This is a genomic window from Ralstonia sp. 1B3 (genome assembly GCF_036631435.1).
The window spans coordinates 1-17502 of sequence record NZ_JAPNUG010000038.1; the positions used below are offsets into that span (position 1 = coordinate 1).

Sequence of the window (17502 nt, forward strand, 5' to 3'; positions counted from 1 at the left end):
CCGCTGTGATTTCCCGCGTAGCCGGCATTGCTGCCGGACTTTGCTTTCATGCGCCGCGCTGGCCCAGACCGCCGGCCCCGGCGCCGTTCCGCTGTCGCCCATGCCACCCATGGCGCCACATGGCCCGGGCATGATGGAGCGCGGGCCAGGCGCCGGCCCGGGCGGCGCACGCGGCATGGGCCCGCATCATGGCGGCGCGCCTTTCTGCGTGGTCTGAAGCTCAGCGAAGAGCAGCGCGACAAGATTTTCGCCATCCACTATGCGCAGATGCCGGAAGCGCGTGAGCAGCGCAAGGCGATCGAGCATGCCCGCCGCGATCTACATCAGATGGTGGCCTCCGGCCAATACGACGAAGCGCGTGCACGCAGCCTGACCGAATCGCTGGGCCGCGCCGTGGCCCGCGAAGCGCAGCTGCGTGCGCAGGCCGACGCCAAGATCATGCAGGTGCTCACGCCGGAACAGCGCAAGCAGGTCGGCGAGCGTGAAGCCCAGCGCGTGGCGGAACTCGAGCCCGGAGAGGCTGGGCCGGAAGCCCCGCCGATGATGTAATCCGGGGCTCGGACCAAAGATGGAGACGCGGCGCGCGGCTGATCGCTGCGACCGGATTTTCTACCGGTAGACCACGACCGGCACGTGCGCGTAGGTGAGCACCTTGCGCGTCTCGTTGCCGATCAGCAGTCGCCCCATCAAGCTGCGGTGCCCGTGCGATGCCATGAAGATGACGTCGCACGCGTGCCGCTTTGCCGCATCGAGGATGCCCAGATAGGGCTCGGCAAACTGCGACACATCGCTGTCGAACTGCACACCTTCTTCCCGGGCGCGCTCTGCAATGCGCTCGATGCAGTCCTTGGCATGGCCCTGCACCGTTTCCATGTAGTGCGCATGCGGACACTCGCCCACGCCGGCCGAATACGCCATGTTGGGGAATTCTTCAATGCACGTGTAGGCGGTGAGGCGACAGCCCGTGGCGCGCGCCAGCTTGAGCGCGCCGTCGATGGCCTTGCGGCACTGCTCGGAGCCGTCGGTCGGCAGGAGGATATGGGTAAACATGGCGGTCTCCATGGGGAACCCGACTCCACGTTACTGCGCCGGCCGATACGCCTCTATCGTGGAAAACGCTAGTCCAGCACAGGTTTTCGGCTGAGAGGGACGACCGGAAAATCGATGCACGGTCGTTCGCATATTGACGTGGCAGCTTGCGGTCTACCCGCGTTGCCACGCCTGCCGGTAGCGTGACGGCGATGCGCCCAGCTGCAAGGCAAATCGCCGGCTGAAATGGCTGGCGCTCGCAAAGCCGCATCGCTCGGCAATCGTCGCCAGCGCGAGCGTGGTGGTGCGCAGCAGCGTTTGCGCACGCGCCATGCGTTGCTGCATCACCCACTCATGCGGCGCGGCCCCGAACGACGCACGAAACATCCGCGCGAAATGGAATTCCGACAGGTTCGCCTCGGCCGCCAGTTGTCCGAGCGACAAGGGCAGATGCAGCTCGGCATCGATGCGTGCGGCAATGCGTCGGCACACGTGTGGCGCCAGCCCGCCGCGCACGGCAAGCGCTCGCGTGCGGCCCTGAGTCTGAACGAGGTACGACAGCGTGTCGTTGGCCAGGGCGTTGGCGCGCATGCGATCGTCCAGGTCGGTCCAATCGAGCTGGGCGATGTTCGCGCAAGCCTGTGCGAGATGCGCGTCTTCGATGAAGGTGCGGTCGTGCAGCGTGAACAGGCGCGGCTCTGCGTCGAGCAGACGTACCGCGTGCCCGGCCAGCGCGTCGGGCGCGAAATATAGATGAACGAAGCGCATCGGTTGCTCGATCACCCAGCTCGACTGGTGCTCGGCCGGCAGCATGCACACGCGCCCGGGTGCGCCGAACAGGTGCGGCAGATCTTGCCGGTGTGCGGTGTAGCCACCTTGCAGATAGACCGAGCGTGTGGTGCCCAGGCTGGATGTAGCGGGCCTCGTCGTGCTCGTTGCGCCAGATGGCGGCGGTTACGCCGTCGCCCAGATTGGCGACGCGCTCAAGCGATGCGCGCGAGCCGCGTGCAAGCGTGCCGAAGACGCTCGCGTCTGCAGTAACGCGAGGGTCGGCAGGTTGAAGCGAAGGGGATGTGGAGGCGCGGCGCACGCGTCGATGTTACCAACGATGGCACCGTGATGCGCGCGCAAAAGTAGGGGGCTATCCGCCGCAGAGCTGGTGCGCCACTTCGCCCGCCCGCCGTCCACGCGCTGCCAGCCGGCATCGTTGGCGATCTGCCGCTCGCTGACGGTCAGCGCGCCTTGATACAGCTTGGCTTGCGAGACCGAGAACTGCCGGCTGCGGCAATCGACGGTGTACAGAAAATCGGCCATGTCGCCGCGAAAGGCGCCGAACATGCGCTGCAGCGAACGCATGCCCGCGCGGTTCGACGCTTCCACGCGCACCCAGGCACTGACCGGTCCGCTCGGCATGCGCTGGATGCTGCCGACGTCGAGCGATGCGCGGCTGTCCGGTTGATCGGGCAGTGCGATCCAGCGCTCTGCGCCGTCCACCGGCAAGGTCAGCGCTGCGAGCGCCGCCAGCATGCCGGTCAAGACGCGGGGGCCGAAGACGAAGCGCGTCATCGCGGCTTGCCGCCCGGTACGGGGATGGCGATCGAGTCGGAATGACTGCAGGCCATCATCACGCCGGCCTTGTCGACGTCGATCATCACGGTGCCCGGCTTGTCGGCCGTGCTGGGCGTGGCAGCCAGGCTGCCCGACAGGCGCTGCATGATTGCTCGGCAGGTCGGGGCCGTAGAGGCAACGGTCGTGGCCTTGGTTGTCTTCGGAACCGGAATTGCGGCGGGTGCGGCGGCCGCAACAGGCGGCCGGCCAGGCGCGGCTGCTGCCGCAGCCGTGGGTGCCGTTGAAGCGTGCGCGCGCGGTAACGCAACCAGTGCGGCCAGCACGCTGACGGCAATCAGCAACCGCACGGTGCGCCGTGAAAGCGATCGATTGGGGGAGACAGAGACGGCATGAACAGTCCAGGCACGGGCATCCAAATTGCGCCTGCCAAGTCACGAGACAGGCGCGCTCTTTCGACCAGTAACGGCACGCCGCGCGCGAACTGACGTGGCAATCTGCCTCATGGGTCACCCGCGCGTGATTTTGCCTGCGCAAATAGTTCATGTGAACGACATAATCGGAAGCCCTGGAACATTCTCTTGAATGTAGCGACCAACCAATATGCGGGGAGATTTTTTTCCGGCATCGTTGGCATCGTGAAACGGCCTCCACACACGGCCCGCACATGCGGACGATGTAAGCAGACGGGACAAGCAGCAACGGGGTTCGTGCAGTGCCAGAACAAATGGGTCGGCGGAAATGAAAATGGGATGGAATACCCGGCCTTTTCCGCCCTTTGTTTTTCCAAGGGGGCCACTATGATTCACAACATGGCGGTGCGATGCAGCCTTGCGTCGGTCGCCTCATGGGTCGGTTCTCCTCTCTGGAACAGATCGACACGGTCCAGAGATTTCAACCCGCGCCTCGTCAACTGAGCGCGGGTTTTTCTTGAGCGATGCCAACGTAGGATCGCCACCATACGGCCCTCAGGGGTATCGCACACAGCACCCTTCAGTTTTCCGCCGGCGCGCCGTTGTGGTTAGGGCGGAGACACGTGTCGTCTCGGGTCCCGCTTTCCCGTTGCCGTCGCTGTCGCTGTCACTGCTCAAGCCATCGCACTGCCCATGACCCAGTTTCTTCCGGCCCAGGCCGGAGCCTCTCCTGCAGACGTTGCGCCGGGCTCCGAGGCCGCGCAACGTCCGGTGGCGGCCATGGCCGGGGCAATGACCGGGGTGCGCGGTTCCGATTTCGACGCACTGTCACGGCTGTCGTCCGACGCCGTATTGCTGACCGTGGACGGGCATGTCGTGCGAGCCAACCCGGCGGCCGTGCGCTTGCTGGGTGCTCACGACACAGCGCAGCTGGAAGGCCTGCAGCTGGCCGGCCTGATTCATCCCGATGACGTTGCACAGGTGGTGCCGCGCTTGGCCGGCATGGTGAGCAGCGGTGCTTCCGCCCAGCCGGTCGAACATCGTCTGGTGCGCGCCGACTACACGCACGTGCTGGTTGCCAGCGAAGCCGCCGCGTGCGAGCACGAGGGCCAGCCTGCCGTCATGCTGGTGCTGCGCGAAGCCGTGTCGCGTCATGCGCTGGAGCGCCACGTACAGGCGCGCGCCGAGGCGCTGCATGCGCGCCGCCTGCTCGCTTCGGAGAATGCCGTGCTTGCGCAACTTGCTTCCAATGCGACGCTGTCGACCGTACTGCGCCACCTGTGCCTGTACGTCGAACAGGTCTATCCGAACGCCATGTCGGCGCTCTTGTTGCTGGACGCCGACTCGCAGACCTTGCGCGTGGCCGCTGCGCCCACGCTGCCTGCGGCCTATGCCGCCACACTGGAAAACACGCCTGTCGGCCCCGATGCCGGCGCATGCGGTTGCGCCGTGTACCTGGGCGACGCCGTCTTCATCGACAACATTGCGACCGACCCGCGCTGGCAGCATGAGCGCACGGCAGCTCTGTCGGCCGGCTTTGCTTCTGCCTGGGCGTTGCCGATCCGTTCGTCGCGCGGGGACAAGCTTGGCGTGCTGGGCCTGTTCTATCGACAGCCGTGCATGCCCGTGGAGGAAGAACAGCATTTCCTGGACGACGTCACGCACCTGGCGGGCGTCGCCATCCAGAAAGACAACGTCGAACGCGGTCTGGCCGAAAGCGAAGAGCGCTATCGCCTGGCGATCTCGAACTTGCACGAGGGCGTCGTGATCATGTCGCCCGACGGTGTGGTGCAGGCGGCCAACGCCAGTGCCGAGCGCATCCTGCGCGTGCGTCCCGGGCAGCTCGTCGGTCGTAACCGGCTCGACCCGATTCAACGCGTCGTGGACGAAGACGGCAAGGAAGTCGGCCTGACCATGATGCCGTCCGGGCACGTGCTGCGCACCGGCGAGCCGATCTTCGGCCGCGTCTACGGGCTGCTGCTCAAGACGGGCGAGCTGATGTGGGTGCGGCAGAACATCATCCCCATCCGTCGTCATGCCGAGCCGACGCCCAGCAGCGTGATGCTGTCGTTTGCCGACATCACCGACATCAAGCGTGCCGAGCAGCGCCTTCGCCATCTGGCCGCGCACGATGCGCTCACAGGGCTGACCAACCGCAGCTTCTTCATCGCGCATTTGGAGAGCGCCATCGAGCGCGCGCGCGACGAGAGCCGCGAACTGGCGCTTTTCTTCCTCGACCTGGACCGCTTCAAGAGCGTCAACGACACGGCAGGCCATGCCTGCGGCGACACGCTGCTGCAAAGCGCCGCCGCGCGCCTGACCGATTGCATCGGCCCCGGCGACGTGATCGCCCGTCTGGGCGGCGACGAGTTCGTCATCCTCATCGACCAGCGTGTCGAAGGAAAGCGCATTGCGCTGCTGGCAGAGCGTTTGCTGCAGGCCATGCGCGAGCCGTTCGATACCGTCAACGGGCGCTATTACCTGGGCGTGTCGATTGGCGTGGCGCTGTATCCGCACGACGGCATTTCGGGGTCCGATCTGCTGCGTTCTGCCGACGCCGCCATGTACCGCGCCAAGCAGAACGGCCGCAACCGCGCGCAGTTCTACACGGCTGAACTCAACGCCCGGCTGCAACGCCGCTACATGCTGGAAAACGCGCTGCGTGACGCGCGCGAGAACAACGAGCTGCAACTCGTCTATCAACCCAAGTACGACCTGGCCAGCCATCGCATCGTCGGCGCCGAGGCGCTGCTGCGCTGGAACAGCGCCAAGCTTGGGGCGATCTCGCCCGTCGAGTTCATCCCGGTGGCGGAAGAGACGGGGCTGATCGTGCCGATTGGCGCATGGGTTCTGCGCCGTGCCTGCGAGCAGGCCGTGATCTGGTACGAGGCGCTTGGCTACGACTTCCGCATGGCGGTCAACCTGTCGGCGCGCCAGTTCCAGGCCGGCGACGTGGTGCCGATGATCGAGCAGACGCTGGCCGACACCGGCCTGCCGCCCACCGCGCTCGAAGTCGAAATTACCGAAAGCCTGCTGATGGGCGGTGCCGATGAAGTGCGCCCCATGTTCGATGCGCTCACCGCGCAAGGCATCCGGATCTCCATCGACGATTTCGGCACTGGCTATTCGTCGCTGTCGTATCTGCAGCGCTTCCCGATCAGCAACGTGAAGATCGACCGCTCGTTCATCACCGGCATTCCGGGCGATCCGGATTCCGTGGCGCTGACGGAGGCCATCGTCGCCATGGCCCGCGCCCTGGGCATGACCGTCACCGCTGAAGGTGTGGAAGACGCTGACCAGGTGGAGTTCCTCGCCAAGGCGGGCTGCCAGGAAATCCAGGGTTACTACATCGGCAAGCCGGTCACGGCTGAAGGTTTCGACCGCTTACTGCGGGCGCACCTGTCGGTGGTGGATGCCGGCGTGCGCGCCGCGCTGGGCTGACCGCCCGACCCGAATCGCGCTTTTCCCACCGTTCACACCGGCGTTTCTGCCGTTCGTCGCAATCCGCTCCCGCGTGCGGGAGCCGGCACCTGCTGGCGGCATTCCAACAGGGAGACCGCCATGCTCGAGTCGATTACCTCCATCGTGTCGCACACGCCCGCCTGGGTGTTCGTGGTGTTTGCCGTGCTGATCGGCATCGGGGTGCGCCAGTTGCAGCCGCGCGTCGTGTCGCGCCGCCGCCTGATCGTTCTGCCGCTGGCGGTGGCAGCGTACTCGCTGCACGGCGTGTCGACGGCAAGCCATGGCAGCCCGCTGGCGCTGACGATGTGGCTGGTCGCCGTTCTGGTGGCATTCCTGCTGACGTACATGTCGCCGCCCGACGGTGCCGTGTCTGAAACGGCCGACACCGTGCGCGTGTCCGGAAGCTGGGTGCCGATGGTGGTGATCGTGGGCCTGTTTGCCGCCCGCTATGTCTACAACGTGATGCTGGCGATGCACCCGGAAGTTTCCCACTCCGGCAGCTTCATGGCGCTGTTCAGCGCGCTGTTCGGCTTCCTGGGCGGCCTGCTGCTCTCGCGCTCGGTGCTGCTGCATGTGCGTACGCCGCGCCTGGCGGCGGCTTAAGCCAGCAAATCGGCGTTAACACGTTAACATCCTGCATGTTGCAATCTCCATCCAAGACGGGACGACATGCTGGAACTCGACGGCACCATCTGGTTGCGCGCCGGTGAAGACAACTGGGGCGGGCACGGCCGGATCGAACTGCTGGCTGCCATCGGGCAGACTGGCTCCATCACGGCAGGCGCCAAGGCCGTGGGTCTTTCCTACAAGGCCGCGTGGGACGCCATCGACACCATGAACAACCTGGCCGGCGAGCCGCTGGTGGTGCGCACCACGGGTGGCAAGGGCGGTGGCGGCAGCGTGCTGACGCCGCGCGCGCAACGGCTGATCGAGAGTTTCCGCGTGCTGGAAGCCGAGCACCGCCGCTTTGTCGATCGCCTGGATGCCGCCGCGCAAGCCGCCAGTGAAGACGTCAACCTGATGCGTCGCCTGATGTTGCGAACGAGCGCACGCAATACGCTGTTTGGCACAGTCGAATCGGTCGCACCAGGGGCCGTCAACGATGTGGTAACGCTGCGTCTGCCGGGCGGTCAGGCCGTCGCCGCCACCATCACGCAGGAAAGCACACGCGTGCTGGGGCTGGCGCCCGGTGTGCATGCCGTCGCGCTCATCAAGGCGCCTGCCGTGATGCTGATGCGCGGCGCCGGTGAATGGCGCGTCTCGGCAGAGAACCAATTGCCGTGCGTCGTTACGGAAATCCGTGATGGCGCAGTGCAAGCCGAAGTGCGGCTGCGCCTGGCGGATGCCAATGCCGCGTCCGCAAGCGAGACCGTCCTGGTGGCCATGCTCTCGCGCACGGCGGTGGAAACGCTGGCACTGGCCGAAGGCGTGGAAGCCGTGGCCGTGTTTGAAGCATCCAGCGTGATTCTGGGATTGGCTTGAAGCGCCCATGACGCCCAAGACCCTGCTGATCGTCTATCACTCGATGACGGGGGGCACGCGCCAGATGGCCGAGGCCGCACAGGCGGGCGCGGCAGAAGAGGGCGGCGTGACTGTGCGCTTGCTGCATGCCGCGCAGGCTGGCCCCGACGATGTGCTCGCCGCAGACGGCTATCTCTTCGCAACACCGGAAAACCTCGCCGCCATCAGCGGGCAGCTGAAGGATTTCTTCGACCGCTGCTATTACCCCGCGCTCGATCGCATCAACGGCCGTCCATACGCGTGCCTCGTCTGCGCGGGCAGCGATGGCCAGAACGCCGTGCGTCAGATTGAACGCATTGCCACCGGCTGGCGGCTCAAGCCCGTGGCCGAGCCGATCATCGTCTGCACGCACGCGCAAACGCCGGAGGCCATCCTCGCGCCAAAACAACTTGGAGCAGACGACCTGGAGCGCTGTTGTGCCGTCGGGCAGGCCATGGCTATCGGGCTCGCGTTGGGCGTCTTCTAAGGTCAGCGGGTCACAACCGCCGTCAGATGCGGATACGGCGACAGCGGTGCCGCGTCGGGCGCGCGCACGGCATCGGCGACGACACGGCCATCGCGCAGCTCGAATACGTGGTCGCCGAAGATCTCTACATCGGCCGGATCGTGCGTAATCATAAGCATCGGCACCTGCAGCCGCGCTTGCAGGGCAGACAGCTCCGAGCGCATGCGCGTACGCAACGCCGGGTCCAGCGCGGCAAAGGGCTCGTCGAGCAGCAGCATGGACGGCTCGGCGATCAGCGCGCGAGCCAGCGCCACGCGCTGGCGCTGGCCGCCGGAAATCTGCGAAGGGTAATTGGCGGCCACGGCGCCCAGCTCGAACGTGTCGATCCACTGTTGGACGCGCGGGTCGCGGGTGCGGCGCGGCGGGTTGAACCACCCGCGCTTGAGCCCAAACGCGATGTTCTGCGCCACCGTCAGGTGGTTGAAGAGCGCGTAGTCCTGGAAGAGATAGCCGACGCGGCGCTCCTGCGCGCTGAGGTTGACGCGGTCGGCATGGTCGAACAGCGTGCGGCCGTTCAGGACGATGCGGCCTCGCGTAGGTGTCATCAGGCCAGCAATGGCGCGCAGCGTGAGGCTCTTGCCGGCGCCCGACGGGCCGTAGAGCACCACGCGCCGGCTGTCCGAGCGGACGGCAATGTCGAGCGAGAACACCCGCGCCGCGCTGGTGAGCGTTTTCTGCACCACGAGATCGATCATGCCGCCGGTCATGCCAACTGCTCCTGCAGGCTCGGTGTACGCCCTTGCAGCAGGCGGCTGGCCACCACCAGCACCACGATGCACGTGAGCGAGGTGATCAGCACCAGCGTATTGGCCGTGGCGTCGTCGCCGGCCTGCACGGCTTCGTAGATGGCGACGGAGAGCGTCTGCGTGCGGCCTGGCAGGTTGCCTGCGATCATCAGCGTGGCGCCAAATTCGCCCAAGGCGCGTGCGAAGGCCAGCAGCACGCCGGCGGCAATGCCGCGTGCAGCCAGCGGCAGCGTGACGCGAAAGAACACGGCGGCTTCGGGCAAGCCCAGCACGCGCCGCGTTTTCCAATTGATGATCGACGCCTTCAAAGGCGGCGCGAGCCGATTTCATGACCAGCGGGAACGCCACCACCGTGGAGGCAATCACCGCCCCCTGCCAAGTAAAGACGAGCTGGATCCCCAGGCTGTCGAGCCATCCGCCAATCGTGCCGCGCCGGCCCAGCAACACCAGCAGGTAATACCCGAGCACCGTGGGCGGCAGCACCAGCGGCAGCGTGAGGACTGAATCGACGACGTCGCGCAGGCGGTTGCGCGTGCGTGCCAGCGCGTAGGCCGCGCCGACGCCAAGCACGAGGTTGAGGGCAGTCGCCCAGCCGGCCACCTTGAGTGAGAGCAGCAGAGGCGTCCAGATGGATGCGGACATGCGGATAGTTTGCGAGGGTGCCATCGGCCGGCCGGACGATTCCCTCGAACCGAGGTGACGCGTTGGGCGCCGGCGACAGATTGGGTGGGTTCTTCGCAATATAGGGTTGGTTATAACGCCAGGTCAATCCTGACACGGTGATGCCCGGCATGCGGCAAGGGGCATGGAGCCGCCGCCCCATGGCGACTGTCAGGGGCGTTGTTCGCTGCATTGCGACATAAGCCGCGTCGATGGTGGGGAACTAAAAGTTTTGTTGGACAACGTTGCCGCCGGCTTGCCACAATGCGCCAAAACGTAGGCCGGACGTCGCTTTTCACGATCCGGGCCCGCGGTGAACAGGGTCACCGCACAGCAAAAGTCATCCCCCGGGGGAAACCAGTCTTGGCGATGGCCGGAAGCGTTCCGGCGGCCAAGCAGGTGTTTCCAACATGACCGGAGGACGGCAATGGCCGCCGCACATCGCGCAGATGGTTTGCAGGCAGTACGTTTCCCCCGCGCCGAAGATCTGGCGCTGCTGATGGACATGCGCCCCGCGCTCAAGGGGGCGGACGGGCAGTCTCGCGGTTCCGCCCGCCCAGGGGCTTCCGTCCAGATCGACCTGGATGCGCTGCCCGTACCACAGGCGGACGCCGCCTCGGTACCCGCCGCCGCCTTACCCGGCCACGCCGATTCCCTATCCGCACGCACCGCTGCAGACGATGCCGCCAACGGCGATCGTTTCTTCGTGCCGCTGCCGCCGGGCACGGACGTTGTTCCCGTAGACGAGCACGCGCTCCTCTTTGAACCGGCGCCCGCACACCCCGGCCGCCTGCGTCTCGCGGCAGAGCTGCAGGCCGCACGCGGTGTGGCCGAGCGCGCGCGCATCGTGTCGGGGCTGATGGGGCTGATGGGCTTCTCGTCGCTGACCTACGCGCTGACCGAACGCCACGAAAACGCGCCGCCGACGGTGGCCATGCTGAAGAACTACGTGACGCCCCGGTTCCTGCAGCGCTATTGCGACGAACGCCTCTTCACGGTCGACCCGCGTCTGCCTGCGGTGTTTGCGACCGGCATGCCGCTGGTGTGGGATCTGGCGTCGCTCGCGCGTGGGCAGGCGCGCATGGAGCCCGCCTTGCGCGCGCTGCTGCAGACGATGGACGAACACGGCCTGCGCAGCGGCGTGATGTTCAGCCTGGGCGCCGGCAAGGGCACGAGCCATGCGATCGTCAGCCTCAGCTCGCCGCACGCCGGGCGGGAGTGGATCAGCGACAGCGTGCTCGGCCAGTCGATTCTCTTTGGCATGGCGTTGCATCAGGTCTGGCGGGCGCCGCTGCAAACGTTCGCGCGCAATACGCGAGCATGCGGCGAAGAGGCACCGCTTACCGTCATGCAAAGCCGTGTGCTGACGTGCCTGGCCTCCGGCATGAGCGACAAGGAAATCGCCATCAAGCTGCACACGACGGCGCACAACGTGGATTACCACCTGCGCCTGATCCGCCGCCGCTACGGAGCGACCAACCGTGCCCAACTCGCCTACATTGCGGGCCGCCTGAACCTCATCTGATTTGAGCAGGAACGACGTTGTGGAAGCTGCTGCGCGGCAGTCAGCGCGGCAGCGCCACGCAGCGCAGGCACGATGTGCCGTCGGCGCGATTGCACGCAAGGATCATCACTTGCCGGCCGGCCTGGCCCGTGCACGCGCTGCCGGTCAGCACCCGTGGTTGCGCCGGCGCTGAAGCTGCGCGTGGCCCCCTCGGGGCCGGCGTGCCGCCGCCCGCGGGCACCACGGGAATCGGCTCGATCCGCCCACCGGCCGCGTCGGGCACGATGGCCGGCACGTCGCCGGCGTTGGCAACCACTTTCTGCACATAGCCGTGGCGGAAGCCGGTCTCGAAGTTGCCGCTGTAGTAGCACGACAGCGCGGCGCGCAACGCCTGCTGCTGGTCCCCATAGCGCGGCAGCGAGCGCGCGAAGCACTCGGCGAGGATGGTGCCGCCTGCGCGCAGGTTGCGGCAGGCGTCGAAGGCCGTCTCCAGCGTCTCGCCAAAGCGGGCGAGGTTGTAGCGGTTGACCTGCCCGAGGCCGACGCTGAAGTTGTAGCCCTGACGTTCCAGGGAACGTGCCGTCGCCACGGCTTCTTCGAGCGTGGCGGGCTGGCGCACGAGCCGGCCGCCCACCACGCCGATCGCATACGGGTTGTAGGCCGATTCCGTGCGCACCAGCGCTTCGAGCGTGAGGCGGTCCACCCGCGGCGCGCAGGTGGCGGCCAGCGTGGCGAAGGCACGCGCATCAATGCGCGGCCCCGCCACGGCAGAGGTGGCGGCCATGCAGGCGGCAAACGCCATGGCGGCGACGATGAAGGCACTGGCACGCATCGTCGCCACCTTTATCGATAAGACAATACGAGCCCGTGCACCAGCACCGACCAGCCGTCGAGCATCACGAACAGCAGCAGCTTGAACGGCACCGAGATGGTGGTCGGCGCAATCATCTGCATGCCCAACGCCAGCAGCAGATTGGCCACGATCAGGTCGACCACCACGAAGATGATGTAGAGCACAAAGCCCACCTGGAACGCCTTGATCAGCTCGGTGAGGGTGAAGCTCGGCACGAGCACGGTCAGGTCGTCGTTCTTGAGGCCGGCCGCGCGCTCCTTGGGCCAGATGCTCGTGGCGGATTTGACGAAGAAGTTGCGCTCCGATTCCAGCGTGTGGTTCTGCAGGAATTTCTTCACCGGCGGCTGTGCGGCATCGAGGATGGCGATCACATCGTCCACGCTCATCTGGCTGCTCAGGTTGAAATTGCGCCCGCGCAGGTTGTCGACCATGTCCATGCCGACGGGCGCCATGATGAACACCGTCAGGATCAGGGCGATCCCGTTGAGCACGATGTTGGGCGGCACCTGCTGGATGCCCAGCGCCGAGCGCAGCAGGCCAAACACCACCACCAGCTTGGTGTAGCTCGTGACCATGAGCGCGGCAAAGGGTGCGATGCCCAGTGCCGCCACCACGGCAATCATCGCTACGGGATTGGGCAGGTTTCCCATGTGCGTGTCGAGTGTGTCGATGCGTTGTTCTTGTTGAGGGAGAAGCGGGCCGGGCGTTATGCCTGCCCGGGTGCCGCCTGGCCGATGAAGCGCGATACACGCACGCCGAGCCGGTTGCCGACGGCGATCAGGTGGCCTTCGCCCACCGGCGTGCCGTTGGCGAGGATCCGGATGACGGCCTGGTTGAGCGGCTGCGCCAGCTCCATCACCGTGCCGGGCCGCAGCGCACGCAGCTCGGCCAACGACAGGCGCCGTTCTTCCAGCTCGAAGGTGGTGACCAGTTCAATGTCGTCCAGGCTGTCGGTCGGAAGCGGCCTCGCTGCGGCCTCTGTGCCGGGTGCAGCGTTGAGGGGGCAGCGTTTTCGGTTGTCATCGGTTTTTCCTCAATGTTTTCCACGACGATGCGGTTGCCTTGCACCTGCCCGAACACACGCAGGTGCAGCCGCCCCCGCACACGGGCCACACAGCGCAGGGCGTTGCCGGCCGGCAGCCATTTCTCGATGCGCACGATGTCGCCGAGCGCAATGCCGGCAAAGTCGCGGCGCGACAGGAACGTGGCGCCCAGCTCGAAGCGCAGCGGCACCTGCGTACCCATGAAGGCCGCCAGCGGGATGGGCTCCGCAGCCAACTCGGCCGGGCACAGTTCAGGCAGTGCCTGCGGCGCGTCGAACAGCAGCCCTGCGCGTGCCTGCCACGATGCGACCCCGTCTTCGGCAGGTGTTTCATCGCGGCGTGAGACCAGCATTTGCAGGACGTCGGGCCGGTCCAGCCGTATGTCGGGCGAGGCGGCCTCCGGCAACCACGCAAGCGCGCGTCCGCTGCGTTGTTCGATGCCGCGTGCGAGCGGCGCCAGCGCATCGGCCAGCACGGCGCAGCGCAAGGCTTGCGGCACGTGCACATCCGCGGCGTCGGCCAGCCATGCGCGTTCGGCGGCCGCGTCGAGCAGCAGCCAGCCCAGCGCATCGCCCAGCGTGAATCGGTAGGCTTGCGCCGCAGCTTGCACGGCATGGGCCTCGCAACGCACCTCGTAGGGTGTCTCGCCTACGGAAAACGGTAGTGCCGCGCGCGCGAGATAGAGGCGAGACAGCGTGCGGGCCAGGGCCGGGTCCACTGCCGACAGCATGCGGGCGTCGAGCGTGTTCATGTCATCAACATCCGCCCGGCCATGTAGGCGAGCTGCACGCGGTTCTGCGCGCCGTACTTCTTCTTGAGCTGGCGCAGGTGATAGTCGACGTTGTGCGGCGACATGTTGAGCTGCTCGGCGATGGCCTTGTCCGACAACCCGCTGGTGATGAATTCCAGAATCTGCCGTTGCACCTGGGAGAGCGCCCGCGCATGCGCGTCTTCATGCAACGGCTTGGCGTGCTGCATCAGGAATTCATGCACGCCAAGCCCCACGGCATAGGCCTGGCCGACTACGTTGTCGGCAATCCAGCCCTTGGCGTTGTTGCCCGATCCGAAGCAGATGACACTGTGTTCCAGGCTGCGGGGGCTCACGACCCCGAAGCTGATGCCGCTGCGCAGGCCAGAGCGTTCTGCGTCTTGCAGCAGGCGGTGCAGGCGATCGGCATCCGATGGCGCGGTGAGCGTGGCGCCCAGATCCGCCAGGTCCCACACCAGCGGCCACTCGTAGCGCAATGCGAAGGCCAGGCGCGGGTCGACTTCAAAGTAGCGTTCGTCGACGTAGCGCTTTGGCCAGTTGGGCGGCGAATACGCGCGGAAGTACAGCACGCGCGTAATCGATTCGCCAATGCGTGTCAGCCGGTAGTAGCAGAGCCAGTCGAAGCCGATGCTGCGCAAGACGGCGCGCAGTAGCAACTGCCGTTCCTGCGCCCCGTGCGCGGCCCGCAGGTCCTGCGCGGTTTCGGAGAAGGACTCGGCGCGTGCCATTGCGCCCAGGCGGATCGATTCCGCATCGACCACGATGTGTTCTTCGCCAAACAGGATCGGCGCGCGGACATCGCCGGCACCCACATTCGAAGCAGTCAACCGTGGCCTCTCGCGTGGCAAGTGAATGCACTCACTGTAGTGGCGCGCACACGCGGCGATGAACTACCGAAAAGCGTAGTCGACCCCGAATCTTCGTCAGAGATTGTCCGCTTGACTACGAGTTTTCGCGTTGAGCGCAGAGGCCCCTCACTTCTACACTTTCGCAAGAGAAGCAGGTGCTCAACAGCGCCTGTCTTCTACGGAGATTCGTGGGCCCACGCGGCCCCAAAACAGTCCCAACAGTCCAAAACGGGCCCAAAGGCGCTCCATGGCAAAGCCTCGGAATCTTGCTGCAGCGTTGGATGTTCCGCTCTCCGGCATGCGCTGGGCGCGGCTGGTGAACTACGACATTGCGATTGCCGTGTTCGTGGTCGCGGTGGTCGCGCTCTTTGTGCTGCCGTTGCCGACCGTGGTGTTGGACGGGCTCATCTCGCTCAACCTGGCGGCCAGCATCGTGCTGCTGTGCGTGTCGATCTATCTGCCGTCGGCGCTCGCGTTCTCGTCGTTTCCGGCGGTGCTGCTGTTCACGACGCTGTTCCGGCTGTCGCTGAACATCGCCTCGTGCAAGCTGATCCTGCTGCAGGCCAATGCGGGCCACGTGATCGACACCTTCGGCAAGCTCGTGGTCGGCAACAACTTCGTGGTCGGCGGCGTCGTGTTCCTGGTGATCGCGGTGGTGCAGTTCATCGTGATCGCCAAGGGTTCGGAGCGCGTGGCGGAGGTCGGTGCGCGGTTTTCGCTCGATGCGATGCCCGGCAAGCAGATGAGCATCGACGCCGATCTGCGCGCCGGCATCATCACGTCGGACGAAGCCAAGCGCCGCCGTGAAGCGCTCGAGCAGGAATCTCAGTTGCATGGCGCGATGGACGGCGCGATGAAGTTCGTCAAGGGCGACGCCATTGCCGGCATCATCATCGCGGTCATCAACATCCTGGCCGGCATTGCCGTGGGCGCGCTGATGCACGGCATGTCGATCGGCGATGCGCTGCACCGTTACGCGATCCTGACGGTGGGCGACGGCATGGCCTCGCAGATTCCGTCCCTGCTGGTGTCGATTGCTGCCGGCATCGTCACCACCCGTGTGGCCACGCGAGACCGTGAAGCGCGCCACCTCGGCCAGCAGATCGGCGCGCAGATCACCGCCCACCCACGCGGCATGCTGATGGCCAGCGGCGTGCTGCTGGCGTTCCTGCTCGTGCCCGGGTTTCCGAAGTGGTCGTTCCTGCTGCTGGCGATCGGCACCGCGGCGGCCGCCTTCCTGCGCATGCGCCAGCGCCGACAGGCGCCGCCGCTCGACCTGCTTGTGCTCGGCCCCGATGCACGGCGCCTGGCCGAGCCCGAGGCAGGCTCGCCGGCGGAAGGCATTGCGCCGCCCATCGCCGTGCGCCTGTCGGAAGACCTGCGCGGCGAGATCGAACTCGCTGCCCTGCAGACGCGCCTGGCCGAAGCCAAATCGCGCGTGCAGCGCAGGCTCGGTGCGGTGTTCCCGCGCGTGCAACTGAACTGGGACGCGACGTTGCCCGCCCACGGCTACGCGCTGCTCGTGCAGGACGTGCTGGCCGCTGAAGGCACGCTGCCCGAGCGCGATGCGATTTCCGACGGCGCGGTGCCGGCCGAAGACCGTCTTGCCGCCGAAGTCGAAACGCTCATCGAGCGCAATGCCGCTTCGCTCATCGGCATTCAGGAAACGCAGAACCTCATCCAGATCATGCGCCGCGAACACGGCGAGCTTGTAGCCGAACTCACCCGCCTCGTCCCGCCGCAGCGCATTACCGAAGTGCTGCGCCGGCTGGTGCAGGAGGGCGTGTCGATCCGCAACCTGCGCGCCATTTTCGAGAGCCTGATCACGTGGTCGCCCAAAGAGCCCGAAGACGTGATCGGCCTCGTGGAGCTGGTGCGCGTTGACTTGCACCGCCAGATCACCGAGCAGTTCTGCGGCACCAGCCGCGTGCTCGATGTGGTGCTGTTCGAGCAGTCCTTGCAGGAGCGCATCGAGCAGGCCGTCGTGCACACCAAGCAGGGCAGCGTGCTGAGCCTCACGCGCGACGCCAAGCAGGCGATCACCGACCAGGTGGTCAAGATCCTGGGCGGCACCCGCCCGCTGGAGAAAGACCGCCATGGCCGCCCGCTGGCGGTGATGGTGTCGCTCAATTGCCGGCGCTACGTCAAGACGATGCTGCAGCCGGTGTTTGGCGATCTTCCGGTGCTGTCGTACCAGGAGATCGACGAAGCGATCGAACTCAACACCGTGGGCTGGGTGACCAACCCGGCTTGAACACACAGAACACGCGGAACACGCAAGGAGACAGGCCCATGAACATGAGCGCCACCATTCTCGAAGCCACACGCCAGGGCCTGCTGCTGGTGCTGCTGGTCTCGTTGCCCGTGGTGGCGGTGGCGACGGTATCGGCCTTGCTGATTGCCATCGCGCAGGCAGTGACACAGATCCAGGATCAGAGCATCGGCCTGTCGGTGCGGCTGATTGCGGTGATGGTGACCATCGTGGTGCTGGCGGGGTGGGGCGGACGCGAGGTGCTGCGTTTTGCCCGCATGGCACTCGATCAGGTGTTTTACGGCGGTGTGGCGCCTTTCTAGCGGGGGGAT

The 17502-nt window shown here is 66.2% G+C and carries 16 protein-coding genes and 3 pseudogenes; 8 read left to right on the plus strand and 11 right to left on the minus strand.

The genetic code is table 11. The features are described from left to right. Nucleotides 1-48 precede the first annotated feature (48 nt). Nucleotides 49-549, plus strand: coding sequence for a Spy/CpxP family protein refolding chaperone (locus OWR21_RS11000; RefSeq protein WP_332395240.1), 501 nt, complete (start codon nt 49-51; stop codon nt 547-549). A 60-nt stretch (nt 550-609) separates the two neighbouring features. Here OWR21_RS11000 and OWR21_RS11005 read toward each other — a convergent pair whose 3' ends face one another. The 4 genes and pseudogenes from OWR21_RS11005 to OWR21_RS11020 all read right to left on the minus strand — a co-directional run bounded on the left by OWR21_RS11005 (nt 610) and on the right by OWR21_RS11020 (nt 2945). Beyond that, complete coding sequence (locus OWR21_RS11005) at nt 610-1050, minus strand: universal stress protein (RefSeq protein ID WP_147219106.1); 441 nt, start codon at nt 1048-1050, stop codon at nt 610-612. Nucleotides 1051-1203: 153 nt separating this feature from the next. Then, nucleotides 1204-2119, minus strand: a pseudogene (locus OWR21_RS11010) (helix-turn-helix domain-containing protein). Between the two features lie 51 nt (nt 2120-2170). Next, a pseudogene (locus tag OWR21_RS11015) lies at nt 2171-2595 on the minus strand (hypothetical protein). Further along, entirely contained in the window at nt 2592-2945 is a 354-nt protein-coding gene (locus OWR21_RS11020) for a glycoprotein (protein WP_332395241.1), read from the minus strand. Before OWR21_RS11020 ends, OWR21_RS11015 begins: the two are co-directional and overlap by 4 nt. Nucleotides 2946-3701: 756 nt before the next feature. On the opposite strand from OWR21_RS11020, the gene OWR21_RS11025 reads away from it, so the two are divergent. The 4 genes from OWR21_RS11025 (at nt 3702) to OWR21_RS11040 (ending at nt 8457) form a co-directional block, all read left to right on the plus strand. Next, a complete protein-coding gene (locus tag OWR21_RS11025; protein WP_332395242.1) occupies nt 3702-6449 on the plus strand; it encodes a sensor domain-containing protein in 2748 nt (915 codons plus the stop codon). A 120-nt stretch (nt 6450-6569) separates the two neighbouring features. Continuing rightward, nucleotides 6570-7073: a DUF6622 family protein gene (locus tag OWR21_RS11030; protein WP_332395243.1), complete on the plus strand. Its 504-nt coding sequence runs from the start codon at nt 6570-6572 to the stop codon at nt 7071-7073. A 66-nt stretch (nt 7074-7139) separates the two neighbouring features. Beyond that, the gene (locus OWR21_RS11035; RefSeq protein WP_332395244.1) at nt 7140-7952 is read left to right on the plus strand and encodes a TOBE domain-containing protein; all 813 of its coding nucleotides are present in this window, start codon (nt 7140-7142) and stop codon (nt 7950-7952) included. Nucleotides 7953-7959: 7 nt separating this feature from the next. Then, the gene (locus OWR21_RS11040) at nt 7960-8457 is read left to right on the plus strand and encodes a flavodoxin family protein (protein ID WP_332395245.1); all 498 of its coding nucleotides are present in this window, start codon (nt 7960-7962) and stop codon (nt 8455-8457) included. A gap of 2 nt (nt 8458-8459) precedes the next feature. Here the strand turns inward: OWR21_RS11040 and OWR21_RS11045 are convergent, their stop codons facing one another. Then, nucleotides 8460-9203 carry an ABC transporter ATP-binding protein gene (locus OWR21_RS11045; RefSeq protein ID WP_316898208.1) on the minus strand — a complete coding sequence of 248 codons (744 nt, stop codon included), beginning with the start codon at nt 9201-9203 and terminating at the stop codon, nt 8460-8462. Continuing rightward, nucleotides 9200-9908 (minus strand): annotated as a pseudogene (gene modB, locus OWR21_RS11050) (molybdate ABC transporter permease subunit). The gene OWR21_RS11045 and the pseudogene modB overlap by 4 nt, the downstream one beginning before the upstream one ends. 421 nt (nt 9909-10329) lie before the next feature. Here modB and OWR21_RS11055 point away from each other — a divergent pair. Next, entirely contained in the window at nt 10330-11427 is a 1098-nt protein-coding gene (locus OWR21_RS11055; protein WP_332395247.1) for a helix-turn-helix transcriptional regulator, read from the plus strand. A 40-nt stretch (nt 11428-11467) separates the two neighbouring features. Here OWR21_RS11055 and OWR21_RS11060 read toward each other — a convergent pair whose 3' ends face one another. The 5 genes from OWR21_RS11060 to OWR21_RS11080 are packed head-to-tail and all read right to left on the minus strand — an operon-like array spanning nt 11468 to nt 14898. After that, nucleotides 11468-12238 carry a lytic transglycosylase domain-containing protein gene (locus OWR21_RS11060; RefSeq protein ID WP_428984288.1) on the minus strand — a complete coding sequence of 257 codons (771 nt, stop codon included), beginning with the start codon at nt 12236-12238 and terminating at the stop codon, nt 11468-11470. 11 nt (nt 12239-12249) lie between these two features. Next, the gene (sctR, locus tag OWR21_RS11065; RefSeq protein ID WP_332395248.1) at nt 12250-12909 is read right to left on the minus strand and encodes a type III secretion system export apparatus subunit SctR; all 660 of its coding nucleotides are present in this window, start codon (nt 12907-12909) and stop codon (nt 12250-12252) included. Nucleotides 12910-12965: 56 nt separating this feature from the next. Next, the gene (locus tag OWR21_RS11070; RefSeq protein ID WP_332395250.1) at nt 12966-13151 is read right to left on the minus strand and encodes a FliM/FliN family flagellar motor switch protein; all 186 of its coding nucleotides are present in this window, start codon (nt 13149-13151) and stop codon (nt 12966-12968) included. Continuing rightward, the gene (locus OWR21_RS11075) at nt 13115-14053 is read right to left on the minus strand and encodes a hypothetical protein (RefSeq protein ID WP_332395252.1); all 939 of its coding nucleotides are present in this window, start codon (nt 14051-14053) and stop codon (nt 13115-13117) included. The genes OWR21_RS11070 and OWR21_RS11075 overlap by 37 nt, the downstream gene beginning before the upstream one ends. Further along, the gene (locus tag OWR21_RS11080) at nt 14050-14898 is read right to left on the minus strand and encodes a helix-turn-helix transcriptional regulator (protein ID WP_147216330.1); all 849 of its coding nucleotides are present in this window, start codon (nt 14896-14898) and stop codon (nt 14050-14052) included. Before OWR21_RS11080 ends, OWR21_RS11075 begins: the two co-directional genes overlap by 4 nt. 319 nt (nt 14899-15217) lie before the next feature. On the opposite strand from OWR21_RS11080, the gene OWR21_RS11085 reads away from it, so the two are divergent. Then, nucleotides 15218-17173, plus strand: a complete 1956-nt coding sequence (locus OWR21_RS11085; RefSeq protein WP_332395299.1) for an FHIPEP family type III secretion protein — start codon at nt 15218-15220, stop codon at nt 17171-17173. A gap of 44 nt (nt 17174-17217) precedes the next feature. Next, the gene (gene sctS, locus OWR21_RS11090; protein WP_024978637.1) at nt 17218-17493 is read left to right on the plus strand and encodes a type III secretion system export apparatus subunit SctS; all 276 of its coding nucleotides are present in this window, start codon (nt 17218-17220) and stop codon (nt 17491-17493) included. Nucleotides 17494-17502: the final 9 nt, after the last annotated feature.

Coding starts and splice junctions, on each gene's coding strand:
- OWR21_RS11025 (WP_332395242.1), top strand. CDS start 3,702: ATGACCCAGTTTCTTCCGGCCCAGGCCGGAGCCTCTCCTGCAGACGTT.
- OWR21_RS11005 (WP_147219106.1), bottom strand. CDS start 1,050: ATGTTTACCCATATCCTCCTGCCGACCGACGGCTCCGAGCAGTGCCGC.
- OWR21_RS11060 (WP_428984288.1), bottom strand. CDS start 12,238: ATGCGTGCCAGTGCCTTCATCGTCGCCGCCATGGCGTTTGCCGCCTGC.
- OWR21_RS11085 (WP_332395299.1), top strand. CDS start 15,218: ATGCGCTGGGCGCGGCTGGTGAACTACGACATTGCGATTGCCGTGTTC.
- OWR21_RS11045 (WP_316898208.1), bottom strand. CDS start 9,203: ATGACCGGCGGCATGATCGATCTCGTGGTGCAGAAAACGCTCACCAGC.
- OWR21_RS11030 (WP_332395243.1), top strand. CDS start 6,570: ATGCTCGAGTCGATTACCTCCATCGTGTCGCACACGCCCGCCTGGGTG.
- OWR21_RS11000 (WP_332395240.1), top strand. CDS start 49: ATGCGCCGCGCTGGCCCAGACCGCCGGCCCCGGCGCCGTTCCGCTGTC.
- sctS (WP_024978637.1), top strand. CDS start 17,218: ATGAGCGCCACCATTCTCGAAGCCACACGCCAGGGCCTGCTGCTGGTG.
- OWR21_RS11075 (WP_332395252.1), bottom strand. CDS start 14,053: ATGAACACGCTCGACGCCCGCATGCTGTCGGCAGTGGACCCGGCCCTG.
- sctR (WP_332395248.1), bottom strand. CDS start 12,909: ATGGGAAACCTGCCCAATCCCGTAGCGATGATTGCCGTGGTGGCGGCA.
- OWR21_RS11040 (WP_332395245.1), top strand. CDS start 7,960: ATGACGCCCAAGACCCTGCTGATCGTCTATCACTCGATGACGGGGGGC.
- OWR21_RS11055 (WP_332395247.1), top strand. CDS start 10,330: ATGGCCGCCGCACATCGCGCAGATGGTTTGCAGGCAGTACGTTTCCCC.
- OWR21_RS11035 (WP_332395244.1), top strand. CDS start 7,140: ATGCTGGAACTCGACGGCACCATCTGGTTGCGCGCCGGTGAAGACAAC.